Below are 20,658 nucleotides of genomic sequence, written 5' to 3'. Positions count from 1 at the left end.
CCGTCCGTACGGCGAAGGAAAGGGCCGCGCGCGCACTCCAGCCGCTGGAAGGCGAACCCGTGACGTCGCTTCCAGCTTTGGCGCCACCCGCAACAGGGTGGCACCTCAATTTGGGAAGGAAACAAAAGAACATGCAACGCCGTGGCCTCCTCCGCGCCTCGCTTCTCACGCCTTTTCTGGGCATGCCCGCGCTCCTGCCCCGTGCCGCGCGGGCGGAGATGGCCTGGCCTGAGCGCACCGTCACCATCGTCTCCCCCTTCGCCCCCGGCTCATCCTCCGACATCGTGGCGCGTGCCATCGGGGTGCAGATGCAGCAGGGGATCGGCAAGCCCGTGGTGGTGGAGAACCGCCCTGGCGCCACCGGCGAGATCGGTGCCCGCTTCGTCATCCGCTCCGCGCCGGATGGCCACACGCTGATGCACGCGCCGATCAGCACCTGGGCGATCAACGCCGCGCTGCGCCCCAATCTCGGCTACGACCCGGTGCGCGACTTCACCGGCCTCAGCCAGACCGTGCGCACGCCCAATGTCCTGGTGGTGAACCCCGCGCAGGTGAAGGCCGGCGACCTCGCCGGGCTCGTCGAATGGCTGAAGGCGCGCAAGGGCGCCACCTCCTACTCCACCTCCGGCGTCGGCTCCTCGGACCACCTGACCATGGAGATGTTCAAGCAGGCCACCGGCACGGAGATCTCGCACATCCCCTATGCCGGCGGCGCCCCCGCCACCACCGACCTGATCGCCGGCAACGTCCAGCTCTCCTTCCAGAATCTCGGCTCCATCCTGCCGCAGATCCGCGACGGCCGCGTGAAGCCCATCCTGATTACCAGTGAGGCGCGTTCCGCCCTTCTTCCCGAGGTGCCGACCGCCATCGAGAGCGGACTGCAGGGCTTCACCGTCTATTCCTGGCAGGCGATCGGCGGCCCCGCCGGCATGGCGCCGGACCTCGCCAACCGCATCCACGCAGCCATCCTGGCGGCCCTGCGCCACCCCGACACCCGCCGCCGCATGGACGAGATCGGCTTCGAGGTCGTGGGCAGCACCCCCGCCGAGTTCGCTGCCTTCCAGAAGGGAGAGATCGACCGCTGGAAGGAGGTCGTCCGCCGCGGCAACATCACGCCGGACTGAGCGCCGGACTCGCCTGTTCCGGCCGCCGGGGGAGAGGCGCTGCCTCTCCCGCCGGACCCCCTCTCCGCCGGGGACCGAAGCCGGTCCCCGGACCCCGGGCTTTCGTGGGTTCCCGTGGTTGCCGCCAGCCTGCGGCCTGATCCCGGGAAGCAGGTGGAGACGCGGGGCTCCCGGAAAGAAGAAAGGCACCCTGTCCGCGCTGGTGGCACTGGCAGTCCGCCGGAGAGCGATGCTCTCCGGCGCGATCCGGCCGGCAGCGAAGAGGCAACGAACGGGAGGTCCAGGAACCTCAGGTTCCTGGCGGATAAGGGGGACGGGGGGAAAAGGCGGAGCCTTGTCCCCCGGGACGGCGCAACGCCAAAGCCGTGAAGCGCGGACCGGCAGCCGCCCGCGTCATCCCGGGCGGGCCGTATCGGGAGCCGGGCTCGGAAGGCCGGTTCGCCAAGGGCGAAGGGTTGCCGCCGGCGGGCTGTCTTCCTCAGGCCCCCGCCAGCACCAGCAGCACCCCCGCCACCACCGTCACCGCCCCGATCACCTCCGAGCGGGTGAAGCTTTCCCGCAGGTAGAAGCGCCCCAGCGCCATGGTCATCAGGATCTCGACCTGTCCCACTGCCCGCACCAGCCCCAGCGGCGCCAGGGCGAAGCCGGTGAACCAGCAGGCCGAGCCCAGTGCCGAGAGTGCCCCCACCGGCGCCGCCTTGCGCCAGCCGCGGAAGACCGCGCGCAGATGTTCCGGCTCGCGCCACAGCATCCAGCCGCCCTGCATCAGCGATTGCAGCGTGGTCATCACCGTCAGCGCCACCAGCGCCCCGCGCACGGCGTCCGTGCCCGGAGGCAGCATCGCCATGGCCAGCTTGGTGAACATGCCGGTGGCGGCGAAGGCCAGTCCCGCCCCCAGGCCGCAGAGCGCCGCCGGCTGCACCGTGGCGCGCAGCAGGTCGCGCGGCCCGCTGGCCTTGCCCGCCAGCGAGAGCACCAGCACCCCCGCCACGCTGACCAGCACACCGAGCCAGGCCAGAGGCCGCAGCACCTCACCCAGCACCAGCGTGCCCAGGATCGCCCCCTGCATCGCATCCGTCTTGCTGTAGGCGGTGCCGACCACGAAGTTGCGGTAGCCGAAGCTCATGATCAGCAGGTTGGTGCCGAGGATCTGCACCAGCCCGCCCACCAGCGCCCAGCCGAGGAAGCCCCAGCCCGGCCGCGGCATCCCGCCGCCCAGCAGCAGCCAGTGCAGCAGCAGCAGCGCCAGCGCCGTGGGCGCGCCATAGAGGAAGCGCACCAGCCCGGCGGCATTCACCGACATCGTGCCGCGCAGCCTCTGCTGCATCGCCGTGCGCCAGGACTGGAAGAAAGCGGCCCCGAGCGTCGCCGGCAGCCAGAAGACGGAAAGGATCACACGGACATCCAGCGGAAGGGGAGGCGGTGGCCCGCCATCCCGGCAGGCTAGGCAAATCGCGCGCCGCCAGGCATGGCCCGGGCCGGGACCCAGCCATCCGCGCCCGCCTGCCCCGTCCGGCCTGTCCGGGGCAGGCTGTCCCATCCTGCCCCGGCGAACCGCTCCTCCTCGGGAACCTTCGGCCATTTCGGCGTTTCCTATCCGGGCGGCACGTGCCAGGGAGGGCAGGGACCGCAAAGGCAAGGAGGGAGGACCGGACCGATGGAGGGACGCGCCAGCACCACCGCGGCGGCCAGTGGGAAGGCCAGCTTCGAGACGGACATCCCCGCGCGACTGGACCGCCTGCCCTGGTCGCGCTTCCACTGGCTGGTGGTCGTGGCGCTCGGCATCACCTGGATCCTGGACGGGCTGGAGGTCACCCTTGTCGGCTCGCTCGGCGGCGCCATCCACAACAGCCCCGTCCTGCGCCTGACCGAGACCCAGATCGGCCTCAGCGCCTCCGCCTACCTCATCGGCGCCGTCCTGGGCGCCCTCTTCTTCGGCCGCCTCACCGACAGCCTGGGCCGCAAGAAGCTCTTCACCGTCACCCTGCTGGTCTACATGGTGGCGACCATCGCCACGGGCTTCTCCTGGAACTTCTGGAGCTTCGCCTTCTTCCGCTTCCTCACCGGCGCGGGCATCGGCGGCGAGTACGCGGCGGTGAACTCCACCATCCAGGAGCTCATCCCCGCCCGCCGCCGCGGCGTCACCGACCTGGCGGTCAACGGCACCTTCTGGGCCGGCGCCGCCTTCGGTGCCCTGGGCGCGGTGGTGCTGCTCGACCCGCGCGTGATCGACCCGGAGATCGGCTGGCGCCTCGCCTTCGGCATCGGCGGCGCCCTGTCGCTCATCGCGCTCTTCCTGCGCCGCTGGATCCCCGAAAGCCCCCGCTGGCTGATGACCCATGGCCGGCAGCACGAGGCCGAGCGCATCGTCGGCGACATCGAGGACTGGGTGCGCGACAACCGCGGCCCGCTGCCGGCGGCGGAACACCGCACCATCCGCCTCACGCCCCGCACCCATACCAGCCTGCGGGAAGTCGCGGCGACCATGTTCCGCACCTATCCGGAGCGTTCGGTCCTGGGCATCGTGCTGATGGCTTGCCAGGCCTTCTGCTACAACGCGATCTTCTTCACCTACGCCCTGGTGCTCACCCGCTTCTATGGCATCGAGCCCAACCATATCGGCTGGTTCATGCTGCCCTTCGCGATCGGCAACCTGATGGGGCCGCTGCTGCTCGGCCATTTCTTCGACAGCATCGGCCGCCGGCCGATGATCACCGCCACCTATGCCCTGTCCGGCATCCTGATGGCCGCCACCGGCTATGCCTTCGCCCAGGGCTGGCTTTCCGCCTGGGAGCAGACGGCGGCCTGGACGGTGATCTTCTTCTTCGCCTCCGCCGCCGCCTCGGCCGCCTATCTTACCGTGGGCGAGAGCTTCCCGCTGGAGATGCGCGCCATGGGCATCGCCCTCTTCTATGCCTTCGGCACCGGCATCGGCGGCGTCGCCGGCCCTGCGCTGTTCGGCGCGCTGATCGAAGGCGGGGCGCGCGACAACATCATGTGGGGCTACATGCTGGGCGCCGCGCTGATGCTGATCGCCGCCGCCACCGAATGGAAGCTGGGCTTCGCCGCCGAGCGCCGCTCGCTGGAGGATGTGGCGACGCCGCTGTCGCGGGCCGCGGAATAGCCGCCGCCGTCGCGGATCGCGGCTTTTCCCGTGCCGTTCGTCTTGCGGCATCCCCTGGGAAAGCGCCTCCTCTCCCGGCCTTCGGGCTTTCGCTGGTGTCTGTGGACGCTGTCAGGGCCATAGGTTACGCGGGAGGGCAGGCGCCCGCATCGCCTGTCCTCCTCCGCATCGCTGCCCGCGCGAAAAATGGGCAGCCTGAGCGGGGTGCGTCCGCTTGGCAGGCGGGCAACCTGGACTGCCACTGGCCTGTGGCTGGCCGCCCCGTGCCTCCGCCGCCTAAGCTGCGCCGGGGTACGTACGGAGGAGGATCGGGCGGATGACGGCGGAAGAAGGCTACGTCACGGATCTCGCCCCGGTCGTCATCCTGCTCGGGGCGGCGGTGGTGACAGTGCCCGTCTTCCGCCGCCTGGGCCTGGGCTCCGTGCTCGGCTACCTCGCCGCCGGCCTCGCCATCGGCCCCTTCGGCCTGCGCCTGGTGGCGGAGCCGGGGGCCGTGCTGCACATCGCCGAGCTCGGCGTGGTCATGTTCCTCTTCATCATCGGGCTGGAGATGCAGCCCTCCCGTCTCTGGAGCCTGCGGCGGGAGATCTTCGGCCTCGGCGTCGCCCAGGTCTGTGCCTGCGGCGTCGTGCTGACCGCCATCCTGTGGCTCGCCGGCTTCGCCCCGGCCGTGGCCTTCGTGGCCGCCATGGGCTTCGTCCTCTCCTCCACCGCCATCGCCATGCAGGTGCTGGAGGAACGGGGCGAGGTCTCCACACCCGCCGGCCAGCGCATCGTTTCCATCCTGCTGCTGGAAGACCTGGCCATCGTGCCGCTCCTCGCCCTGGTCGCGATCCTCGCGCCGGGCCATGAGGCGGAAGGCTCGCGCTGGGTTTCCGTCGGCCTCGCCCTGCTCTCGCTCGCCGCCCTGGTCGCGGCCGGCCGCTGGCTGCTGAACCCGATGTTCGCCCTGCTCGCCCGCGCCGGGGCGCGGGAGGTGATGACCGCCGCCGCCCTGCTCGTCGTCCTCGGCGCTGCGCTGGCCATGGAGCTCGGTGGCCTGTCCATGGCCATGGGTGCCTTCCTGGCCGGCGTGCTGCTCTCGGAATCCACCTTCCGCCACCAGCTCGAAACCGACATCGAGCCTTTCCGCGGCATCCTGCTCGGCCTCTTCTTCATGGGCGTCGGCATGAGCCTCGACCTCGGCGTGCTGCGCAGCGACGGGCTGCTGATCCTGGCCGGCGTGGTGCTGCTGATGCTGGCCAAGTCCGCCATGGTCTTCCTGGTCGCCCGCCTCTTCGGCGCCGGGACGCGGGAGGCCGTGCGCCGCGCCGCCGTGCTCGCCCAGGGCGGCGAGTTCGCCTTCGTCCTCTACGCCGCCGCCGGCGGCGCCGGGCTGGTCGATGCCCGCACCGGCGCCATGCTCACCGCCACCGTCATCCTCTCCATGGCGCTCACCCCGCTCGCCGTGCTGCTGGCGGAGCGGTGGCCGGAACGCGACGCCCCCTCGATGGAGGGCATCGAGCGCGCCGAATCCCTGCACGGCGACGCGCTGATCATCGGCTTCGGCCGCTTCGGCCAGGTCGCCAGCCAGGCCCTGCTGGCGCGCGGCTTCACCGTCTCCACCATCGAGACCGATGTGGAGATGATCCGCGCCGCCGCCCGCTTCGGCTTCCAGGTCTACTACGGCGACGGCACCCGCCTCGACGTGCTGCGCACCTCCGGCGCCGGCCGCGCCCGCGCCATCCTGGTCTGCACCGCCGACCGCGCCACCACCGACCGCATCGTCACCCTGGCGCAGGAGGAATTCCCCCAGGCCAGGCTCTATGTCCGCGCCTATGACCGCGGCCATACGCTGGATCTCATCAAGCGCGACGTGGCCTTCGAGGTCCGAGAGACCTTCGACGCCGCGCTCGCCATGGGCCGCGCCGCGCTGGAGGGGCTGGACGTACCGGAGGAGGAGGCCGCCGGGATCACCGACGACGTCCGCCGCCGTGACCGCCAGCGCCTCGACATCCAACTCTGCGATGGCCTGCTGGCCGGGCGGGAACTCATGTACGGCAACCGCCCCGTCCCCGGCCCGCTGATCCCGCCCCGCCGCGCTGGCCAGCCCCTCAACCCCGAGGCCGAGGCCGCCATGCGCGCCGCCGAGAACGCCCGCGCCGCGGAGGATGCCCAGGAGACTGGAACCGGACGCTGATCCGTGCTTCAGGGCTTTGGCGTTGCGCCGTCCCGGGGGAAAGGCGCTGCCTTTCCCCCGGACCCCCTATCCGCCAGGACCCTGCGGGCCCTGGACCCGATGCGTTGGGGCTTGCTGAGGCCGGATCGCGCCGGAGAGCATGGCTCTCCGGCGGACTGCCGGTGCCACCAGCGCGGACACGATGTCTTTCTATTCGGGTGCCCCGCGTCGCCACCTGCTCCCGGGGATCAAGCCGCAGGCTGGCGGCAACCACGCGGAGCCAACGCAAGCCCGGGGTCCGGGGACCGGCTTCGGTCCCCGGCGGAGTGGGGGGCCGGGCGGAGAGGCGGCGCCTCTCCCCCGGGGGCGGCTGCCAGCATGGAACGGTCAGGAAAGGCCGTCCTCCGCGTGAACCCGGTCGCATGGCCGGGACAGGCGATGGCATGCGGCTTGCGTGGCATTCGCCGGCCGACCGGCCATCCGGAACGAGGAAACCCGTGCCATGCCCATCAAGCCTGTCATCCCCGCCGGTGCCGGCAAGCCGCTGGCGCCTTATTCCCCCGGCGCCATGGCGCATGGCGTGCTCTACGTCTCCGGCACGCTGCCCTTCGACAAGGACAACAACGTGGTCCATATCGGCGATGCCGCCGCCCAGGCACGCCACGTGCTGGAAACCATCAAGGGCGTGGTCGAGGCCGCCGGCGGCACCATGGCCGACATTGCCATGAACCATATCTTTCTCACCGACTGGGCGAACTACGGCGCCATCAATGCCGTCTATGCGGAGTACTTCCCCGGGGACAAACCCGCCCGCTATTGCATCCAATGCGGGCTGGTGAAGCCCGACGCCCTGGTCGAGATCGCCAGCGTGGCCCATATCGGCCACCCTGCGTGACGGCGCTCCGCCACGAGGTCACCGGCAGGCCCGGCGCCGCGGCGGTGGTCCTGTCCGCCGGCCTCGGCGGCCTCGCCGGCTTCTGGAAGCCGCAGCGCGCCGCGCTGGAGGAACATCTCCAGGTCGTGGCCTTCGACCAGCGCGGCACGGGAAGCAACGCCGGGCCCCTGCCGGGTGCCTATGCCATCGCCGACATGGCCGATGACGTGGTGCGGGTTCTCGACGCCGCCGGCATCGCCCGTGCCCATTTCCTGGGCCACGCCCTGGGTGGCCTGGTCGGCCTCGAACTCGCCCGCCGCCATCCCGGACGCCTCGCCCGCCTCGTCGCGGTCAATGCCTGGGCGAAGGTGGAGCCGCATTCCGAGCGCTGCTTCGACATCCGCCTCGGCATCCTGGAAGCGCAGGGCCCTGCTGCCTATGTCGCGGCCCAGCCTCTCTTCCTGCATACCGCCCCTTACATGGCGGAGCATTCCGGCAGGATGGACGCCGAGATCGCCCGGGGCATCGCCGGCTTCCAGGGCGAGCGCAACCTCCGCCGCCGCATCGCCGCCCTCCGCGCCTTCGATGCCCGCGCCGACCTGCCTGCCATCGCCGCGCCCACCCTGGTCGCGGCCTCCCGCGACGACCTGCTGGTGCCCTGGACCGCCTCCCGCCACCTCGCCGAAGCCCTGCCCGATGCGAGGCTCTGGCTCACGGAGCACGGCGGCCATGCCTTCACCGTGGAGCAGCCGGAACCCTTCAACCAGGTGCTGCTGGACTTCCTGCTGGCGGGCTGATGGCCTCCGATCGTTGAAAGGCAGCGCCTGCCCCTGGGGGCCGCCTCGCTATTCCGCCGCTTCCGCCGCCACCGCGGCCTTCGGCGGTGGCGGCAGGCGGCGCAGCAAATAGAGCATCAGCACCATGGCCGGCAGCGCGGCCAGGGTGGTCATGATGAAGAAACTCTCCCAGCCCAGCCGGGCGGCGAGCCAGCCGGAGGAGCCGCCGATCGTGTGCAGCGGCAGGGCTGCCAGCGAGGACAGCAGGGCATACTGGGTCGCCGTGAAGGACCGCCTGGTCAGGCTGCCGAGATAGGTGAGGAAGGCCGCATCGGCGAGGCCGCCGGTCACGTTCTCCACCCCCACCTGCAGCCACAGCATCCCCATGTCGTGCCCGGCCCGCGCTAGGGCCACATACATCAGGTTGGACAGCATCTGCCCCAGCCCGGTGACCACCAGCGCCTTGGCCACGCCGATGCGCCGGATCAGCCAGCCGCCCGCCAGCGCGCCCAGCAGCGTGGCGAAGAGCCCGAAGACCGAGGAGACCTGCGCCACGTCGAGGCGCGAGAAGCCGAGTTCGCGGTAGAAGGGCGTGGTCATCACATGCGCCAGCGCCTCCCCCAGCTTGTACAGCGCGACAAAGCCCAGGATGGCCTGCCAGGCCGGGCGACGCATGAAGTCCAGGAACGGGTCCACCATGCCCGAGCGCATCCGCCGGGCCCAGGGCAGCGCCCGCAGCGCCACCTCCGCCGGTCGTGGCGCGAAGCCGGTGGCGACGAAGCCCACCATCAGGATCAGCGCCGCGCACATCGCATAGGCCCCGGCCCATCCGGCGAAGCCCACCGTGGCCAGCGCCCCGGCCCCCGCCACCAGCAGCGCGCCGCGATAACCCCAGACATAGCAGGCCAGCCCGTAGCCCTGCTGCGTCTCCTCCAGCACCTCGATGCGGTAGGCGTCGATGACGATGTCCTGCGAGGCGGACAGGAAGGCCACCAGCACGGCGAGTGCCGCCATCCAGCCCGGATGCTCCACCGGATCGGTCAGCCCCACGCCCAGGATGGCCAGCGCCAGAAGCGGCTGGATCGTCCCCAGCCAGCCGCGCCGCCGCCCCCAGCGCCGGAACAGCGGTGGCGGCGCCTGGTCCAGAAGCGGCGACCACAGGAACTTCAGCGAATAGGACAGGCCGATCAGCGCCGTCAGTCCGATGGCGGTCAGGTCCACCTGCGCCTCGGCCATCCATTGGCGAAGGACGAAGGCGGTCAGCGGAAAAGGAAGCCCGGCGGAAAAGCCGAGCGCCAGCATGACAAGGAAGCGGCGGTCGATGATCTTCACCGCCCCAGCCTGCCCCAACCCGCGCGCCGCTGGAAGCGCCGCGCCGCGCCATCCATCGCGCGGCTGTCCGGACCAGGGCGGGTGTGGCTGTTCCGGCCGCCGGAACCGCCTTGCGGGACGCGGCCTCTTACGCCGCCATGCGCGCGTCCCTCAGCGCCTCGTAGGCCTCCCGCACCGTGGCGGGCCCATGTGCCCGCTCCAGCCGCCGCACGGTGAAATGCGCCCGTGCCACGTTCCGGAAATGCTCCAGGAAGGAAATGTTGATCGCCGCCCCGGCCGCGGCCCCCAGCACCGGCACCGCCTGGGCCGAGAGCTTCAGTCCCACCGCGGCGGCGAAGCGCCCGGCGATCCGCGCCAGGAAGCCCGGCATCACCGCAGCGCCCAGGTTGGTCACCGCGTTCGGCAGCACCTGCGCCAGGGCGATGCGGGCGGCGAAGTAGCTGCTCTGGGCCGGGTCCTCGTCCAGGTCCTCGCTGCCCAGGGCGAAGACCTTCAGGCATTCCGCCTGCACCATCGGGTCGGTGAGGTCCTCGCCCTGTTCCGCCGCCTCGGAGGCGATCTGGCGCAGCAGGATGGTGGTGGTGACCGGCAGTTCCGTCAGGGTTCCCGCCAGGCCGAAGGCCCCGCCCGCGACGCCGGAGGCCGCCGCCAGCCCGCGATGCAGCCAGTCCGGCGCCAGCCCATGCGGCGCCCGCCCGGGCCTGGAGCGCAGCGCCGCCTTCCAGGCGGCCTCGATCGCCCGCCGCACGGCGCCATCCACGCCCGACTGCACGAATTCCGGCAACCGGCGCTTCAGCGCGGAAACGGGTGTGCCCGCCATCGCCGCCATGCGGGCGGCGATGGATGGGTTCTCCAGGATCCGCACGGCTCCGGCCAGTTCGGCGCGGGCCTCGGGGGTGAGCGGCGCGGCGGTGAGGGCGGTGGAAGGGGATGTGTTCATCTCGGCATGCAAATGGCCCTGGCGCCCCCCGGTTTCAGCAGGCCGCGCCGGCGAAACCCGGTTTTCGCAATCCCTCTCCCCACGGCTCCCGTGTCCCGCCGGCCACGCCGCCCCACCGTTCCGCTTCCGCACCTCCGCCGCGGCGGCCCCCGTGCCGTCCGCCACGCCTTGTTGATGCCGCGATCCCGGTGCATGCGGAGGAGGATGGGTGCCGAGGGGGAACGAGTCGTCGCCTGTGGGCTGTGGCCTTGCCGCAACCATTCCGAAGCCATTCCCCCGCTATAGCCTGTCCCGGGAGCGGGACCGCGCCACGAGCCGTCCCATGGCCCGTGGTCCTTCCCGGCGCCCGTTCCCCCGACGATCCGGGGGATCGTCGGGTTTGACCATTGGGGGAGGTCATCGGAGGACCATGGCGAGACGCGCGCTCTCCCTGTTGCCGCTCCTGCTGCTGCTCTCGGCCTGCGGCCCGCCCGCCTATACCAGCCGCTTCGTCTGGGACGGCCGGCGCGGCTATGACGGCAACGGCGACTACGGCTACGACACCGCCGCGGCCGGGGCCTCCCGCGCCGAGGCCAGCAGCTACCTCTCCCACGCCGCGCGTTCCTACCGCGCGCCCGGGCCCGAGGGCGATCCCTGGGGCCCGCATGTCCGCGAGGCCGCCAGCCGCTTCGCGATCCCGGAACGCTGGATCCGCGAGGTCATGCGCCAGGAATCCGCCGGCAATCCCACCGCCACCAGCCGGGTCGGCGCCATGGGGCTGATGCAGGTGATGCCCGCCACCTACGACATCCTGCGATCCCGCTACGGCCTGGGCTCCGACCCCTACGAGCCGCGCAGCAACATCATGGCCGGCGCCGCCTATATCCGCGAGATGTCGGACCAGTTCGGTGCCCCGGCCTTCCTCGCCGCCTACAATGCCGGGCCGCAGCGCCTTTCCGACTACCTTGCCGGCAACTCCGAACTGCCGGGCGAGACGATCAACTACCTCGCTCGCATCGCCCCGCGCCTGGGCACGGAGGTCGCCATGACCGGCCCGCTCGCCGGCTTCGCCACCGGCTCGGGCACGGCCTATGCCTATAACGACCCGGCCAACCGCGCCTATAACGGTGGCGGGCTGGTCACCGCCTCTGCCCCGACGGGCAGTTACACCGGCATGGGCGGCGCCTCCCAGGCCGGCCGCGCCCCGGCCGGCACCCGCCTGGCCAGTGCTCGCCGCCCGGCCACGGGTGCCTACGCCACCCCCGGCTACGCCTCCGCGCCACCCGGCCCTGCGGCGGCGGACCCCGCCAACCGCGCCTATGAGGGCGGCGGCCTGGTCACGGGTGGCGGCGCCTATGCCTATGACGACCCGGCCAACCGCGCCTTCGACGGCGGCGGCCTCGTCACCGCCTCCACCCCGACCGGCAACCGGACCGGGGAGGAGGGGAGCAGCCCGGTGATCCCGGCCGCCTACGCGGTCCGGGAATCCGCCTACGCCTCTCCGCCTCCAGCCCTGTATCCGAACGTCCCCACGGAGTCCCGTGGTTCCCTCCCGTCCTGGACCGGCACCGCCCAGGCCGCCGAGGCACCGCCGGTGCAGCGCCCGGCCGCCGCGCCTCCGGGCACCCTGGCCCTGCCGGCCCGCTATGGTGGTGGCATGGGGGGAGGGGGCGGCTGGGGCATCCAGGTCGGCGCCTTCCCCGACCCCGCCATCTCCCGTGCCGCGCTTTCCGTCGCCCGGTCGCGCACCGGCGGCCTGCTGGCCAGCGCCCGGGACAGCATTACCCCGGTCAGCCATAACGGCACGCTCTACCGCGCCCGCCTGACCGGCCTTTCCGCCGATGGCGCCGGAAGTGCCTGCCAGCGCCTCCAGGGCAGCGGCATGCCCTGCTTCACCGTTCCGCCGGGCTCCTGAACGCTTCCGGCGCCTGGCGGCGCACGGATGACCGGTTCGGGGGCGCGTTTTTGCCTTTGCTCCCGGGGACGCGGCGCCGGCGGGGAAACCTTCCCGGGAGGCGTCCTATTCCCCGCCCAGCATGCTGCCGCCGACGGTGCGGGACTGGCCCCGGAAGGTGGCGACGACCTGCTCCTGCTCGTCCAGCACCAGGACATCGTAGATCCCGCTGCGCCCGGCCTCGGCGAGGCACCGGGCGCGGGCGGTCAGCACCGTGCCGGCCGTGACGGGGCGGATGTAGTGGATGGTGCAGGACTGGCCGACCGTGAGGCGGTCGAAGCTGTTGCAGGCACAGGCGAAGGCCGAATCCGCCAGTGTGAAGATGAAGCCGCCGTGGCAGTTCTGGTGGCCATTCAGCATGTGCGGCACGATCCGCATCGACAGTTCCGCCTCGCCGGGCGCCACGCGCAGCAGCCGCATGCCGAGGCCGCTGCTGGCCGGATCACGCTCCAGCATGGCGGCGACGCACCGTTCCGCCAGGCGCTGCGCCGGGTCCTGCGCTTCCATCTCCATTCCGGTTCCTCCTGGCGTCGTTTTCACCGGTCGCCCGGTCAGGGATACTCTGCGCGTCCGGCCAGGGCGGGACAAGACGGCCGCGATCCGGCCGGTTCCGTGCCGGACCCGCGCTGGCTATGCAGGGGGGGATGTCCTCCCCGTTCCTCGAACCGATCCTGCGCCACCTGAACAGCGAGCCGTCGCGCACCTGGTCGTTGGTCATCACCTTCTACGGCGACGCCATCCTGCCGCGCGGCGGCTCCGTGGGGCTGCAGACCCTGGCCGAAGTCCTTGGTGGGATGGGGGTCAACGATGCCGCCGTGCGGGCCGCCGTGTCGCGCCTCGCGGCGGATGGCTGGCTGGAGCGGCGGCGGCTGGGACGGAACAGCTTCTACCGCCTCGCGGAAAAGGGCGCGGGAACCTTTGCCGAGGCGGCGCGGCGCATCTACGGCCCGCATGCGGCCGGGGTGGAGGATAACCGCTTGCGCCTGCTCCTCCTGCCGCCGGAGATGGCGCGGGAGCCGGCGCGCGAGGCGCTGCGGGCGGCAGGCTATGGCGCCGCGCTGCCGGATCTCTGGCTGGCGCCCTGGGACCGGACGGTTCCCGCCGAGGCCCGGACCGCGATCGCGCTGGAGGCGCGGGCGGGAACGGCGGAGGCGAGGCGGCTGGCTGCCCTGGCCTGGGACCTGGAGGGTATCGCCGCCGGCTACCGGCGCTTCCTGGAACCCTTCGGAGAGGTGTCGGGGCGCATGCCGGAGGCCGGGCTCCCGGGGCTGGAGTCGCTGGTGGCGCGGCTGCTGCTGATCCATGAATACCGCCGCGTGGTGCTGCGCGATCCGTTCCTGCCGCACGGCATGTTGCCGGCGGACTGGCCAGGCGGGGAGGCGCGGCGGGCCTGCGCCGATCTTTACGCCCGGCTCCTGCCTGCCTCCGAGGCCTGGCTCGATGCCCATGCGGCGGACGAGGACGGGCCGCTGCCCGCGCCGGGAGCGGAACTCTGGCGGCGCTTCCGCGATGACATGTGACGAATAATCCTTGAAGACATAAATTCCGTCACATATGATCCTCCCAACCAAGGACGTCAGGGAGGCCGGCCATGTACACGCAGGCGCTCAACCAGAAGGACGAGCCGCGCGACATCCCCCTGCTGGAGGATGCCGGGGCGGCTGCGCGCTTCCAGGCGCGTGTCGATGCGGAGGAGCGCATCGAGCCGAACGACTGGATGCCCGAGGCCTATCGCCGGACGCTGGTCCGGCAGATCTCCCAGCACGCGCATTCCGAGATCGTCGGCATGCTGCCGGAAGGCAACTGGATCACCCGCGCCCCCTCCCTGCGCCGCAAGGCCGCGCTGCTGGCCAAGGTCCAGGACGAATGCGGCCACGGCCTCTACCTCTACGCCGCCGCCGAGACGCTGGGCGTGACGCGGGAGGAGCTGACGGAGCAGCTTCTCGCCGGCAAGGCCAAGTATTCCTCGATCTTCAACTATCCGACCCTCACCTGGGCGGATATCGGCGCGATCGGCTGGCTGGTGGACGGCGCGGCGATCATGAACCAGATCCCGCTCTGCCGCTGCTCCTACGGCCCCTATGCCCGCGCCATGATCCGCGTCTGCAAGGAGGAAAGCTTCCACCAGCGCCAGGGCTACGAGATCATGCTGACGCTGTGCCGCGGCTCCGGGGAGCAGAAGGCCATGGCGCAGGACGCGCTGGACCGCTGGTGGTGGCCCTGCCTGATGATGTTCGGCCCGCCGGATGCGGCCAGCCAGCATTCCGACCAGTCCACGCGCTGGAAGATCAAGCGCTTCTCCAATGACGAACTGCGACAGCGCTTCGTCGATGCCACCGTGCCGCAGGCGCGGTATCTCGGCCTGGTCATCCCCGATCCGGAGCTGCGCTTCGTGCCGCCCCCGGCCGATGCCCCGGAAGGCGCGCAGGGCCACTGGCAGTATGGCGCGATCGACTGGGCGGAGTTCAAGCAGGTCCTGGCCGGCAACGGCCCCTGCAACCGCGAGCGCCTGGCCGCGCGCAACAAGGCGCATCACGAGGGCGCCTGGGTGCGGGAGGCCGCGCTGGCCCATGCGGCCAAGCGCAGCGCGCGCCGCCGTGCCGCGGCCTGAGCGGAGGGAGGAAGCCATGAAGGAACAGGCCACGCCTCTTTGGGAGGTCTTCATCCGCAGCCGCAACGGCCTGTCGCACAAGCATGTCGGCTCGCTGCACGCGGCGGATGCCACGCTGGCGCTGCAGGCGGCGCGGGACGTCTATACGCGGCGGGGGGAAGGGCTCTCGGTCTGGGTCGTGCCCTCCAGCGCCATCACCGCCTCCGACCCCTCGGAGAAGGGCATGATGTTCGAGCCCACCGCCTCCAAGATCTACCGGCACCCGACCTTCTACGAGGTGCCGGACGAGGTCGGACATATGTGACGCGGCGGGAAGGAAGCACACATGGCCACGAGCTCGATCCGTGTCCGCGAGACGCCGCCGGTGCTCCATGCCCTGCGCCGGGCGGATGACGCGCTGGTCCTGGGCCATCGCCTGTCGGAATGGTGCGGCCACGCGCCGATGCCGGAAGAGGACATGGCGCTGGCCAACATCGCCCTCGACCTGATCGGCCAGGCGCGCTCGCTCTACGCCCATGCGGCGGTGCTGGGCGACGAGGGGCATGACGAGGACGGCTTCGCCTATCTGCGGGAGTCCGGCCAGTACCGGAACCTGTTGCTGGTGGAGCAGCCGAACGGCGATTTCGCGCGGACCATCCTGCGGCAGTTCCTCTATTCCGCCTTCGCCGATCCCTATTGGCGGGCAATGATGCGCTCCGCCGACCCCACGCTCGCCGCCATCGCCGCGAAGTCGGAGAAGGAGAGCGCCTATCACCTGCGCCACAGCGCGGAATGGGTGATCCGCCTGGGCGACGGCACCGCCGAGAGCCATGCCCGCGCCGCCGAGGCGCTGGCGCTGCTCTGGCCCTATACCAGTGAGATGTTCGAGGCCGATGCGGCCGAGCGCGCGCTGATCGAGGCGGGTGTGGCGGTGGACCCGGCCACGCTGCGCGGGACTTGGCTGGCGACGGTGCGGGAGGTGCTGGAACAGGCGACGCTGTCCATGCCCGCGCCGGAGGCCTGGATGCAGAGCGGCGGCCGCAGCGGCCGGCACAGCGAGCATCTGGGGCACCTGCTGGCGGAGATGCAGCATCTCCAGCGCACCTATCCGGGCGCCGTGTGGTGAGTGCCGCGGAAACCCTGCGCGACCGTGCCCTGCGCGCCGCGGCGGAGGTGGTGGACCCGGAGATCCCCGTCCTCACCATCGCCGACCTGGGCGTGCTGCGCGACGTGCGGGAGGTGGATGGCGCGGTGGAGGTGCTGATCACCCCGACCTATTCCGGCTGCCCGGCGATGAACATGATCGCGGTGGAGGTGGAGATGGCGCTGGAGCGCGCGGGCATTCCGCGGGCGCGCGTGCGCACGGTGCTGTCCCCCGCCTGGACCACGGACTGGATGACCGAGGAAGGGCGGCGGAAGCTGCACGACTACGGCATCGCCCCGCCCGGCCGGACAGGCGGACGGCGTGCCCTGTTCGGGGAGGAGGATGAGGTGGCCTGCCCGCGATGCGGCTCCGCGCGCACGGAGCGGATCGCGGAATTCGGCTCCACCTCCTGCAAGGCGCTGTGGCGCTGCCTCGCCTGCCGCGAGCCCTTCGACCATTTCCGCTGCCACTGAGGACGCTTTCATGTCGAGCAGCCTGCCGCGCTTCCACAGCCTCCGCGTCGCGGACCTGCGGCGCGAGACGCCGGATGCCGTCTCCATCGCCTTCGAGGTGCCCGAGGCGCTGAAGCCGCTCTACGGCTTCAGGCCGGGCCAGTACCTGACGCTCCGGCGGGACTTCGAGGGCGAGGAGGTCCGCCGCTCCTATTCCATCTGCTCCGGCCCCGATGACGGGGAACTGCGCATCGCCGTGAAGCGCGTGGAGGGTGGCAGCTTCTCCGGCTGGTGCAACACGGCGCTGCGGGCGGGCGATGCGCTGGAGGTGATGGTGCCGACCGGCCGCTTCGGCATCGCGCCGGAGCCGGGGGAGGCGCGTCTGCATCTCGGCTTCGCGGCAGGGTCGGGCATCACGCCGATCCTCTCGATCATCCGCTTCCTGCTGGCACGGGAGCCACGCAGCCGCTTCTTCCTTTTCTACGGCAACCGCACCGCTGGCGACATGCTGTTCCGCGAGGCGCTGGAGGAGCTGAAGGACCGTTTCCTCGAACGCTTCTCCGTCTTCCATGTCCTGTCGCAGGAGGAGCAGGACCTGCCGATCCTGAACGGACGGCTGGATGGGGAGAAGGTGCGCCTGCTGCTGCGCCACCTCGTGCCAGCCGCGGGCGTGGACCACGCCTTCCTGTGCGGCCCCGCCGGGATGAGCGAGGATGTCGCCGCCACGCTGCGCGAACTCGGCATCCCGGAGGAGCGCGTGCATGTGGAGCGCTTCGTCTCCGCCTTCGACGGCCGCCCGCGCCGTGCGGTGGTGCCGAAGCCCGCCCAGGACGCACCGCCCGCGCACACCGCCGCGCTGATCGTCGATGGCAAGCGGCGCGAGGTGCCCGTGGCCGAGGGCGAGGCCGTGCTTGACGCCGCGCTGCGGGCGGGGATGGACCTGCCCTATGCCTGCAAGGGCGGCATGTGCAGCACCTGCCGCGCCCGGGTGGTGGAGGGCACGGTGGAGATGGAGGTCAACTACTCGCTGGAGCCCTGGGAGATCGAGGCCGGCTATGCCCTGACCTGCCAGGCGCGCCCCACCAGCGCGCGCGTGGTCATCGACTACGATCAGATGTGACGAGTTCCGGCAAGGCCATCTTGCTGGGAGCGCCATCCAGCACGAGGCCGACCGCGAGGCGGGCATAGTCCTCCCGCCCGAGCGGGCCGCCGGGGCGGAACCACATGTAGTTCCAGTTCAGCATGCCGAAGAGCGACATCGTGAGCGGCTTCAGCAGCAGCCGGTTGCCGGCGAGGTCCGGCCGCGCCGCCAGCAGCGCCTCGGCGAAGACCGCGACGAGGCGGCGTTCCAGCGCCACCAGCTCGCGCTTCTTCTCCTCCGGCAGCAGGCGCAACTGCCCGATCTGCACCTGATGCGCCGCATCCGCGCCGGCATAGGCGCCGAGCAGCGCCACGGCGAGGTCCTCCAGATAGCGGCGCGGCGGCGCCCCGGGCTGCGGCGAGACGGCCTCCACCACCTCCACCAGCTCCTCCAGGTGGAAGCGGATGATGTCGTGCAGCAGTTCCAGCTTGTCGCGGTAGTAGTGGTAGAGCAGCGCCTTCGACACGCCGCAGGCCTGGGCGATCATGCTGGTCGAGGCGCGGTCATAGCCGTGCTCGGCGAAAAGCCGCGCGGAGCGGTCCAGGATCGCACGGCGCTTGTCGTCATGGTCGGATGCGCGCGGGCGGCTCATCGGCAATTCCTGCTGCGGATCGGGACACCGGCCGGAATCCGGCCTGGGTCCTGTCGTGTCAAGCTTCCGGCCGCGCCGCCATGGCCGGGAGAGGGCAACGCCTCCCCGGTGGCGGGGGGAGGCAAGGCCTCTCCCGCGGGGCTGTCGCGAAAACGCACCCCTATCCCCGCCGGTCGATCACGCGGCGGATCTTGCCGATGGAACGTTCCAGCGTGCCGGGCTGTTCCACCACGACGCGGGTGGTGATGCCGACCATGTTCTTGATCAGGCGGACGATCTCCCCGGCCTCGTGCAACATGCCCTCGCCGTCCCAGTAGCCGCCCTGGCATTCCACATGCACCGCCATCTGGTCGAGCCGCCCCTCGCGCGTCAGGTGGATCTGGAAATGCCCGCTGCACCAGTTCTGGCCGAGCAGGATCTCCTCGATCTGGGACGGGAAGACGTTCACGCCGCGCAGGATGATCATGTCGTCGCTGCGGCCGGTGATCTTCTCCATCCGCCGCATGCCGGGCCGCGCCGTGCCGGGGAGGAGGCGCGTGAGGTCCCGGGTGCGGTAGCGGATGACGGGCATCCCCTCCTTGGTCAGGGTGGTGAAGACCAGCTCGCCCTTCTCGCCATCGGGCAGCACCGCGCCGGTGCGGGGGTCGATCACCTCGGGCAGGAAATGGTCCTCCCAGACATGCAGCCCGTCCTTGGTTTCCACGCATTCCTGCGCCACGCCGGGTCCCATGACCTCGGACAGGCCGTAGATGTCCACCGCCTGCATGTCGAAGGCCTGCTCGATCTGCTGGCGCATCGCGTTGGTCCAGGGCTCGGCGCCGAAGATGCCGATCCGCAGCGAGCTCTGCCGTGGGTCGAGGCCCTGGCGGTGGAACTCGTCCAGCAGCGCCAGCATGTAGCTGGGCGTGACCATGATGATCCCGGGCCGGAAGTCGTTGATGAGCTGCACCTGCCGCTCGGTCATGCCGCCGGAGACCGGCACCACGGTACAGCCGAGCCGCTCGCCGCCGGCATGGGCGCCGAGCCCGCCGGTGAAGAGCCCGTAGCCATAGGCGTTGTGCAGCATCATCCCCGGCCGCCCGCCGGCGGCATGGATGGAGCGCGCCATCAGGTCGGCCCAGCGGTCCAGGTCCCCCTGGGTATAGCCGACCACGATCGGCTTGCCCGTGGTGCCGGAGGAGCCGTGCAACCGTGCGATCCGGTCCCGCGGCACGGCCAGCATGCCGAAGGGATAGGTGTCGCGCAGGTCGGTCTTCACCGTGAAGGGGAATTTCGCGAGGTCCGGCAGGTCCCGGAAGTCGCGCGGATGCACGCCCGCGGCGTCGAACTTCGCGCGGTAGAAAGGGACGTTCTCATAAACGTGGTGCAGCGTCCGCGCGAGGCGCTCGCGTTGCAGCGCCTGGATCTCGGCACGGCTGGCGCCTTCCACCGCGTGCAGGAACGGGACGGGGGCAGCGCTGCCGGACGGTTCCGTGGCCAAAGGGGCGCTCAGGCTTGGGGCGCTCATGGTTTCCGTTCCTCCAGGGGCCTCTTGGCGAGGGCCATTGTCGCGAAAGCCTATCCGGCGCGGCCGGTGAAGCGCGGCGGCCGCTTCTCCAGGAAGGCGCGCACGCCCTCGGCGTAATCCGGCGTTCGCCCGGCCCGGCGCTGCAGGTCGCGCTCCAGGTCGAGCTGCGCGGCGAGCGTGTTGGTGGCGGAGGACTCCAGCGCCTGCTTGGTCAGGACCAGGCCCTGGGTCGGCTGGGTGGCCAGACGCGCCGCCAGGGCCTCGGCCTCCGGCATCAGCGCCTCGTCCGGCAGCGCGCGCCAGATCATGCCCCAGGCCTCGGCCTGTCGTGCCTCGACGGGTTCGCCCAGCAGCATTAGCGCGCGGGCCCGTGCCTCGCCCACCAGGCGCGGCAGGGTATGGGTGCCGCCGGAATCCGGGACCAGGCCGATGCGGGCGAAGGCCTGGATGAACTTCGCCGAATGCGCCGCCAGCACGATGTCGCAGGCCAGGGCGATATTGGCCCCGGCCCCCGCCGCCACGCCGTTGACGGCGCAGACCACCGGCTTGGGCAGGCCGCGCAGCCGGCGCACCAGGGGGTTGTAGAGGCACTCCAGCGTCTTGCCGAGATCGGGCGGTCCGTCCTCGCCCCGCCGGTCGCCGAGATCCTGCCCGGCGCAGAAGCCGCGACCGGCGCCGGTCAGCAGCACGGCGCGGCAATCGGCATCGGCGGCGGCCCCGTCCAGCGCCGCGGCCAGGGCGGCGTGCAGTTCCTCGTTGAAGGCGTTGAGCTTGTCCGGGCGGTGGAGCGTGATCTTCCGCCAGCCTCCCCGGTTCTCGACCAGCACCGTGTCGCTCATCGACGCGTCTCCCCCCTATGATGGCGCGGGCTTACGCCGCCCGTGACCATTTTCCTGTTTTATTGACCGTCTGGACGGTCGATTAACCCCCTGGCGCCTGTCTCCTGTCAATGACGGATCGCGTGCTGGCCG

At 71.3% G+C, this 20,658-nt stretch carries 19 protein-coding genes; 12 read left to right on the top strand and 7 right to left on the bottom strand.

What is annotated here, in order from left to right; translation table 11 throughout:
* The first annotated feature begins 131 nt into the window (after positions 1-131).
* Positions 132-1,124 (top strand): tripartite tricarboxylate transporter substrate binding protein, encoded by a 993-nt coding sequence (locus tag CTJ15_RS16220; RefSeq protein ID WP_075822984.1) that lies wholly within the window; start codon positions 132-134, stop codon positions 1,122-1,124.
* Positions 1,125-1,602: 478 nt separating this feature from the next.
* Here the strand turns inward: CTJ15_RS16220 and CTJ15_RS16215 are convergent, their stop codons facing one another.
* Positions 1,603-2,520, bottom strand: a complete 918-nt coding sequence (locus CTJ15_RS16215) for a DMT family transporter (protein WP_075823099.1) — start codon at positions 2,518-2,520, stop codon at positions 1,603-1,605.
* A gap of 261 nt (positions 2,521-2,781) precedes the next feature.
* On the opposite strand from CTJ15_RS16215, the gene CTJ15_RS16210 reads away from it, so the two are divergent.
* From CTJ15_RS16210 to rutD, 4 genes are all read left to right on the top strand, one after another.
* Entirely contained in the window at positions 2,782-4,248 is a 1,467-nt protein-coding gene (locus CTJ15_RS16210) for an MFS transporter (protein WP_075823100.1), read from the top strand.
* A 316-nt stretch (positions 4,249-4,564) separates the two neighbouring features.
* A complete protein-coding gene (locus CTJ15_RS16205) occupies positions 4,565-6,427 on the top strand; it encodes a monovalent cation:proton antiporter-2 (CPA2) family protein (protein WP_075823101.1) in 1,863 nt (620 codons plus the stop codon).
* A 481-nt stretch (positions 6,428-6,908) separates the two neighbouring features.
* Entirely contained in the window at positions 6,909-7,301 is a 393-nt protein-coding gene (rutC, locus tag CTJ15_RS16200) for a pyrimidine utilization protein C (protein WP_075821562.1), read from the top strand.
* Positions 7,298-8,077, top strand: coding sequence for a pyrimidine utilization protein D (rutD, locus tag CTJ15_RS16195; protein WP_019462213.1), 780 nt, complete (start codon positions 7,298-7,300; stop codon positions 8,075-8,077). Before rutC ends, rutD begins: the two co-directional genes overlap by 4 nt.
* Before the next feature lie 48 nt (positions 8,078-8,125).
* Here rutD and CTJ15_RS16190 read toward each other — a convergent pair whose 3' ends face one another.
* Positions 8,126-9,388 (bottom strand): MFS transporter, encoded by a 1,263-nt coding sequence (locus tag CTJ15_RS16190; RefSeq protein WP_314230954.1) that lies wholly within the window; start codon positions 9,386-9,388, stop codon positions 8,126-8,128.
* Positions 9,389-9,515: 127 nt separating this feature from the next.
* Positions 9,516-10,328: an EcsC family protein gene (locus CTJ15_RS16185; protein ID WP_051004944.1), complete on the bottom strand. Its 813-nt coding sequence runs from the start codon at positions 10,326-10,328 to the stop codon at positions 9,516-9,518.
* A gap of 409 nt (positions 10,329-10,737) precedes the next feature.
* Here CTJ15_RS16185 and CTJ15_RS16180 point away from each other — a divergent pair, with 409 nt between their 5' ends.
* On the top strand, positions 10,738-12,222 hold the full coding sequence (locus CTJ15_RS16180) for a transglycosylase SLT domain-containing protein (protein ID WP_099781698.1): 1,485 nt from the start codon (positions 10,738-10,740) through the stop codon (positions 12,220-12,222).
* Between the two features lie 105 nt (positions 12,223-12,327).
* On the opposite strand, the gene paaI is transcribed toward CTJ15_RS16180, so the two are convergent.
* Positions 12,328-12,774: a hydroxyphenylacetyl-CoA thioesterase PaaI gene (paaI, locus tag CTJ15_RS16175; protein ID WP_058390424.1), complete on the bottom strand. Its 447-nt coding sequence runs from the start codon at positions 12,772-12,774 to the stop codon at positions 12,328-12,330.
* 131 nt (positions 12,775-12,905) lie between these two features.
* Between paaI and CTJ15_RS16170 the strand changes: the two genes are divergently transcribed.
* The 6 genes from CTJ15_RS16170 (at position 12,906) to paaE (ending at position 17,567) form a co-directional block, all read left to right on the top strand.
* Positions 12,906-13,781 carry a PaaX family transcriptional regulator C-terminal domain-containing protein gene (locus CTJ15_RS16170; RefSeq protein ID WP_058390425.1) on the top strand — a complete coding sequence of 292 codons (876 nt, stop codon included), beginning with the start codon at positions 12,906-12,908 and terminating at the stop codon, positions 13,779-13,781.
* Positions 13,782-13,852: 71 nt separating this feature from the next.
* Positions 13,853-14,872, top strand: coding sequence for a 1,2-phenylacetyl-CoA epoxidase subunit PaaA (gene paaA / locus CTJ15_RS16165; RefSeq protein ID WP_058390426.1), 1,020 nt, complete (start codon positions 13,853-13,855; stop codon positions 14,870-14,872).
* A gap of 16 nt (positions 14,873-14,888) precedes the next feature.
* Positions 14,889-15,176, top strand: coding sequence for a 1,2-phenylacetyl-CoA epoxidase subunit PaaB (gene paaB, locus CTJ15_RS16160; protein ID WP_019462219.1), 288 nt, complete (start codon positions 14,889-14,891; stop codon positions 15,174-15,176).
* A 21-nt stretch (positions 15,177-15,197) separates the two neighbouring features.
* Positions 15,198-15,977, top strand: a complete 780-nt coding sequence (paaC, locus tag CTJ15_RS16155) for a 1,2-phenylacetyl-CoA epoxidase subunit PaaC (RefSeq protein ID WP_058390427.1) — start codon at positions 15,198-15,200, stop codon at positions 15,975-15,977.
* On the top strand, positions 15,971-16,468 hold the full coding sequence (paaD, locus tag CTJ15_RS16150) for a 1,2-phenylacetyl-CoA epoxidase subunit PaaD (RefSeq protein WP_058390428.1): 498 nt from the start codon (positions 15,971-15,973) through the stop codon (positions 16,466-16,468). Before paaC ends, paaD begins: the two co-directional genes overlap by 7 nt.
* A gap of 10 nt (positions 16,469-16,478) precedes the next feature.
* On the top strand, positions 16,479-17,567 hold the full coding sequence (gene paaE, locus CTJ15_RS16145; protein ID WP_019462222.1) for a 1,2-phenylacetyl-CoA epoxidase subunit PaaE: 1,089 nt from the start codon (positions 16,479-16,481) through the stop codon (positions 17,565-17,567).
* Here paaE and CTJ15_RS16140 read toward each other — a convergent pair.
* From CTJ15_RS16140 to paaG, 3 genes are all read right to left on the bottom strand, one after another.
* Positions 17,545-18,180 (bottom strand): TetR/AcrR family transcriptional regulator, encoded by a 636-nt coding sequence (locus tag CTJ15_RS16140; protein ID WP_019462223.1) that lies wholly within the window; start codon positions 18,178-18,180, stop codon positions 17,545-17,547. The genes paaE and CTJ15_RS16140 overlap by 23 nt on opposite strands.
* A gap of 160 nt (positions 18,181-18,340) precedes the next feature.
* Complete coding sequence (gene paaK, locus CTJ15_RS16135) at positions 18,341-19,687, bottom strand: phenylacetate--CoA ligase PaaK (protein WP_079253351.1); 1,347 nt, start codon at positions 19,685-19,687, stop codon at positions 18,341-18,343.
* A 50-nt stretch (positions 19,688-19,737) separates the two neighbouring features.
* On the bottom strand, positions 19,738-20,526 hold the full coding sequence (gene paaG, locus CTJ15_RS16130) for a 2-(1,2-epoxy-1,2-dihydrophenyl)acetyl-CoA isomerase PaaG (protein ID WP_058390429.1): 789 nt from the start codon (positions 20,524-20,526) through the stop codon (positions 19,738-19,740).
* Positions 20,527-20,658 lie beyond the last annotated feature (132 nt).

The organism is Roseomonas sp. FDAARGOS_362, from assembly GCF_002754815.1.
GTDB classification, from domain to species: Bacteria; Pseudomonadota; Alphaproteobacteria; order Acetobacterales; family Acetobacteraceae; genus Roseomonas; species Roseomonas mucosa.
This window is presented reverse-complemented; position numbering and strand designations above follow the sequence as displayed.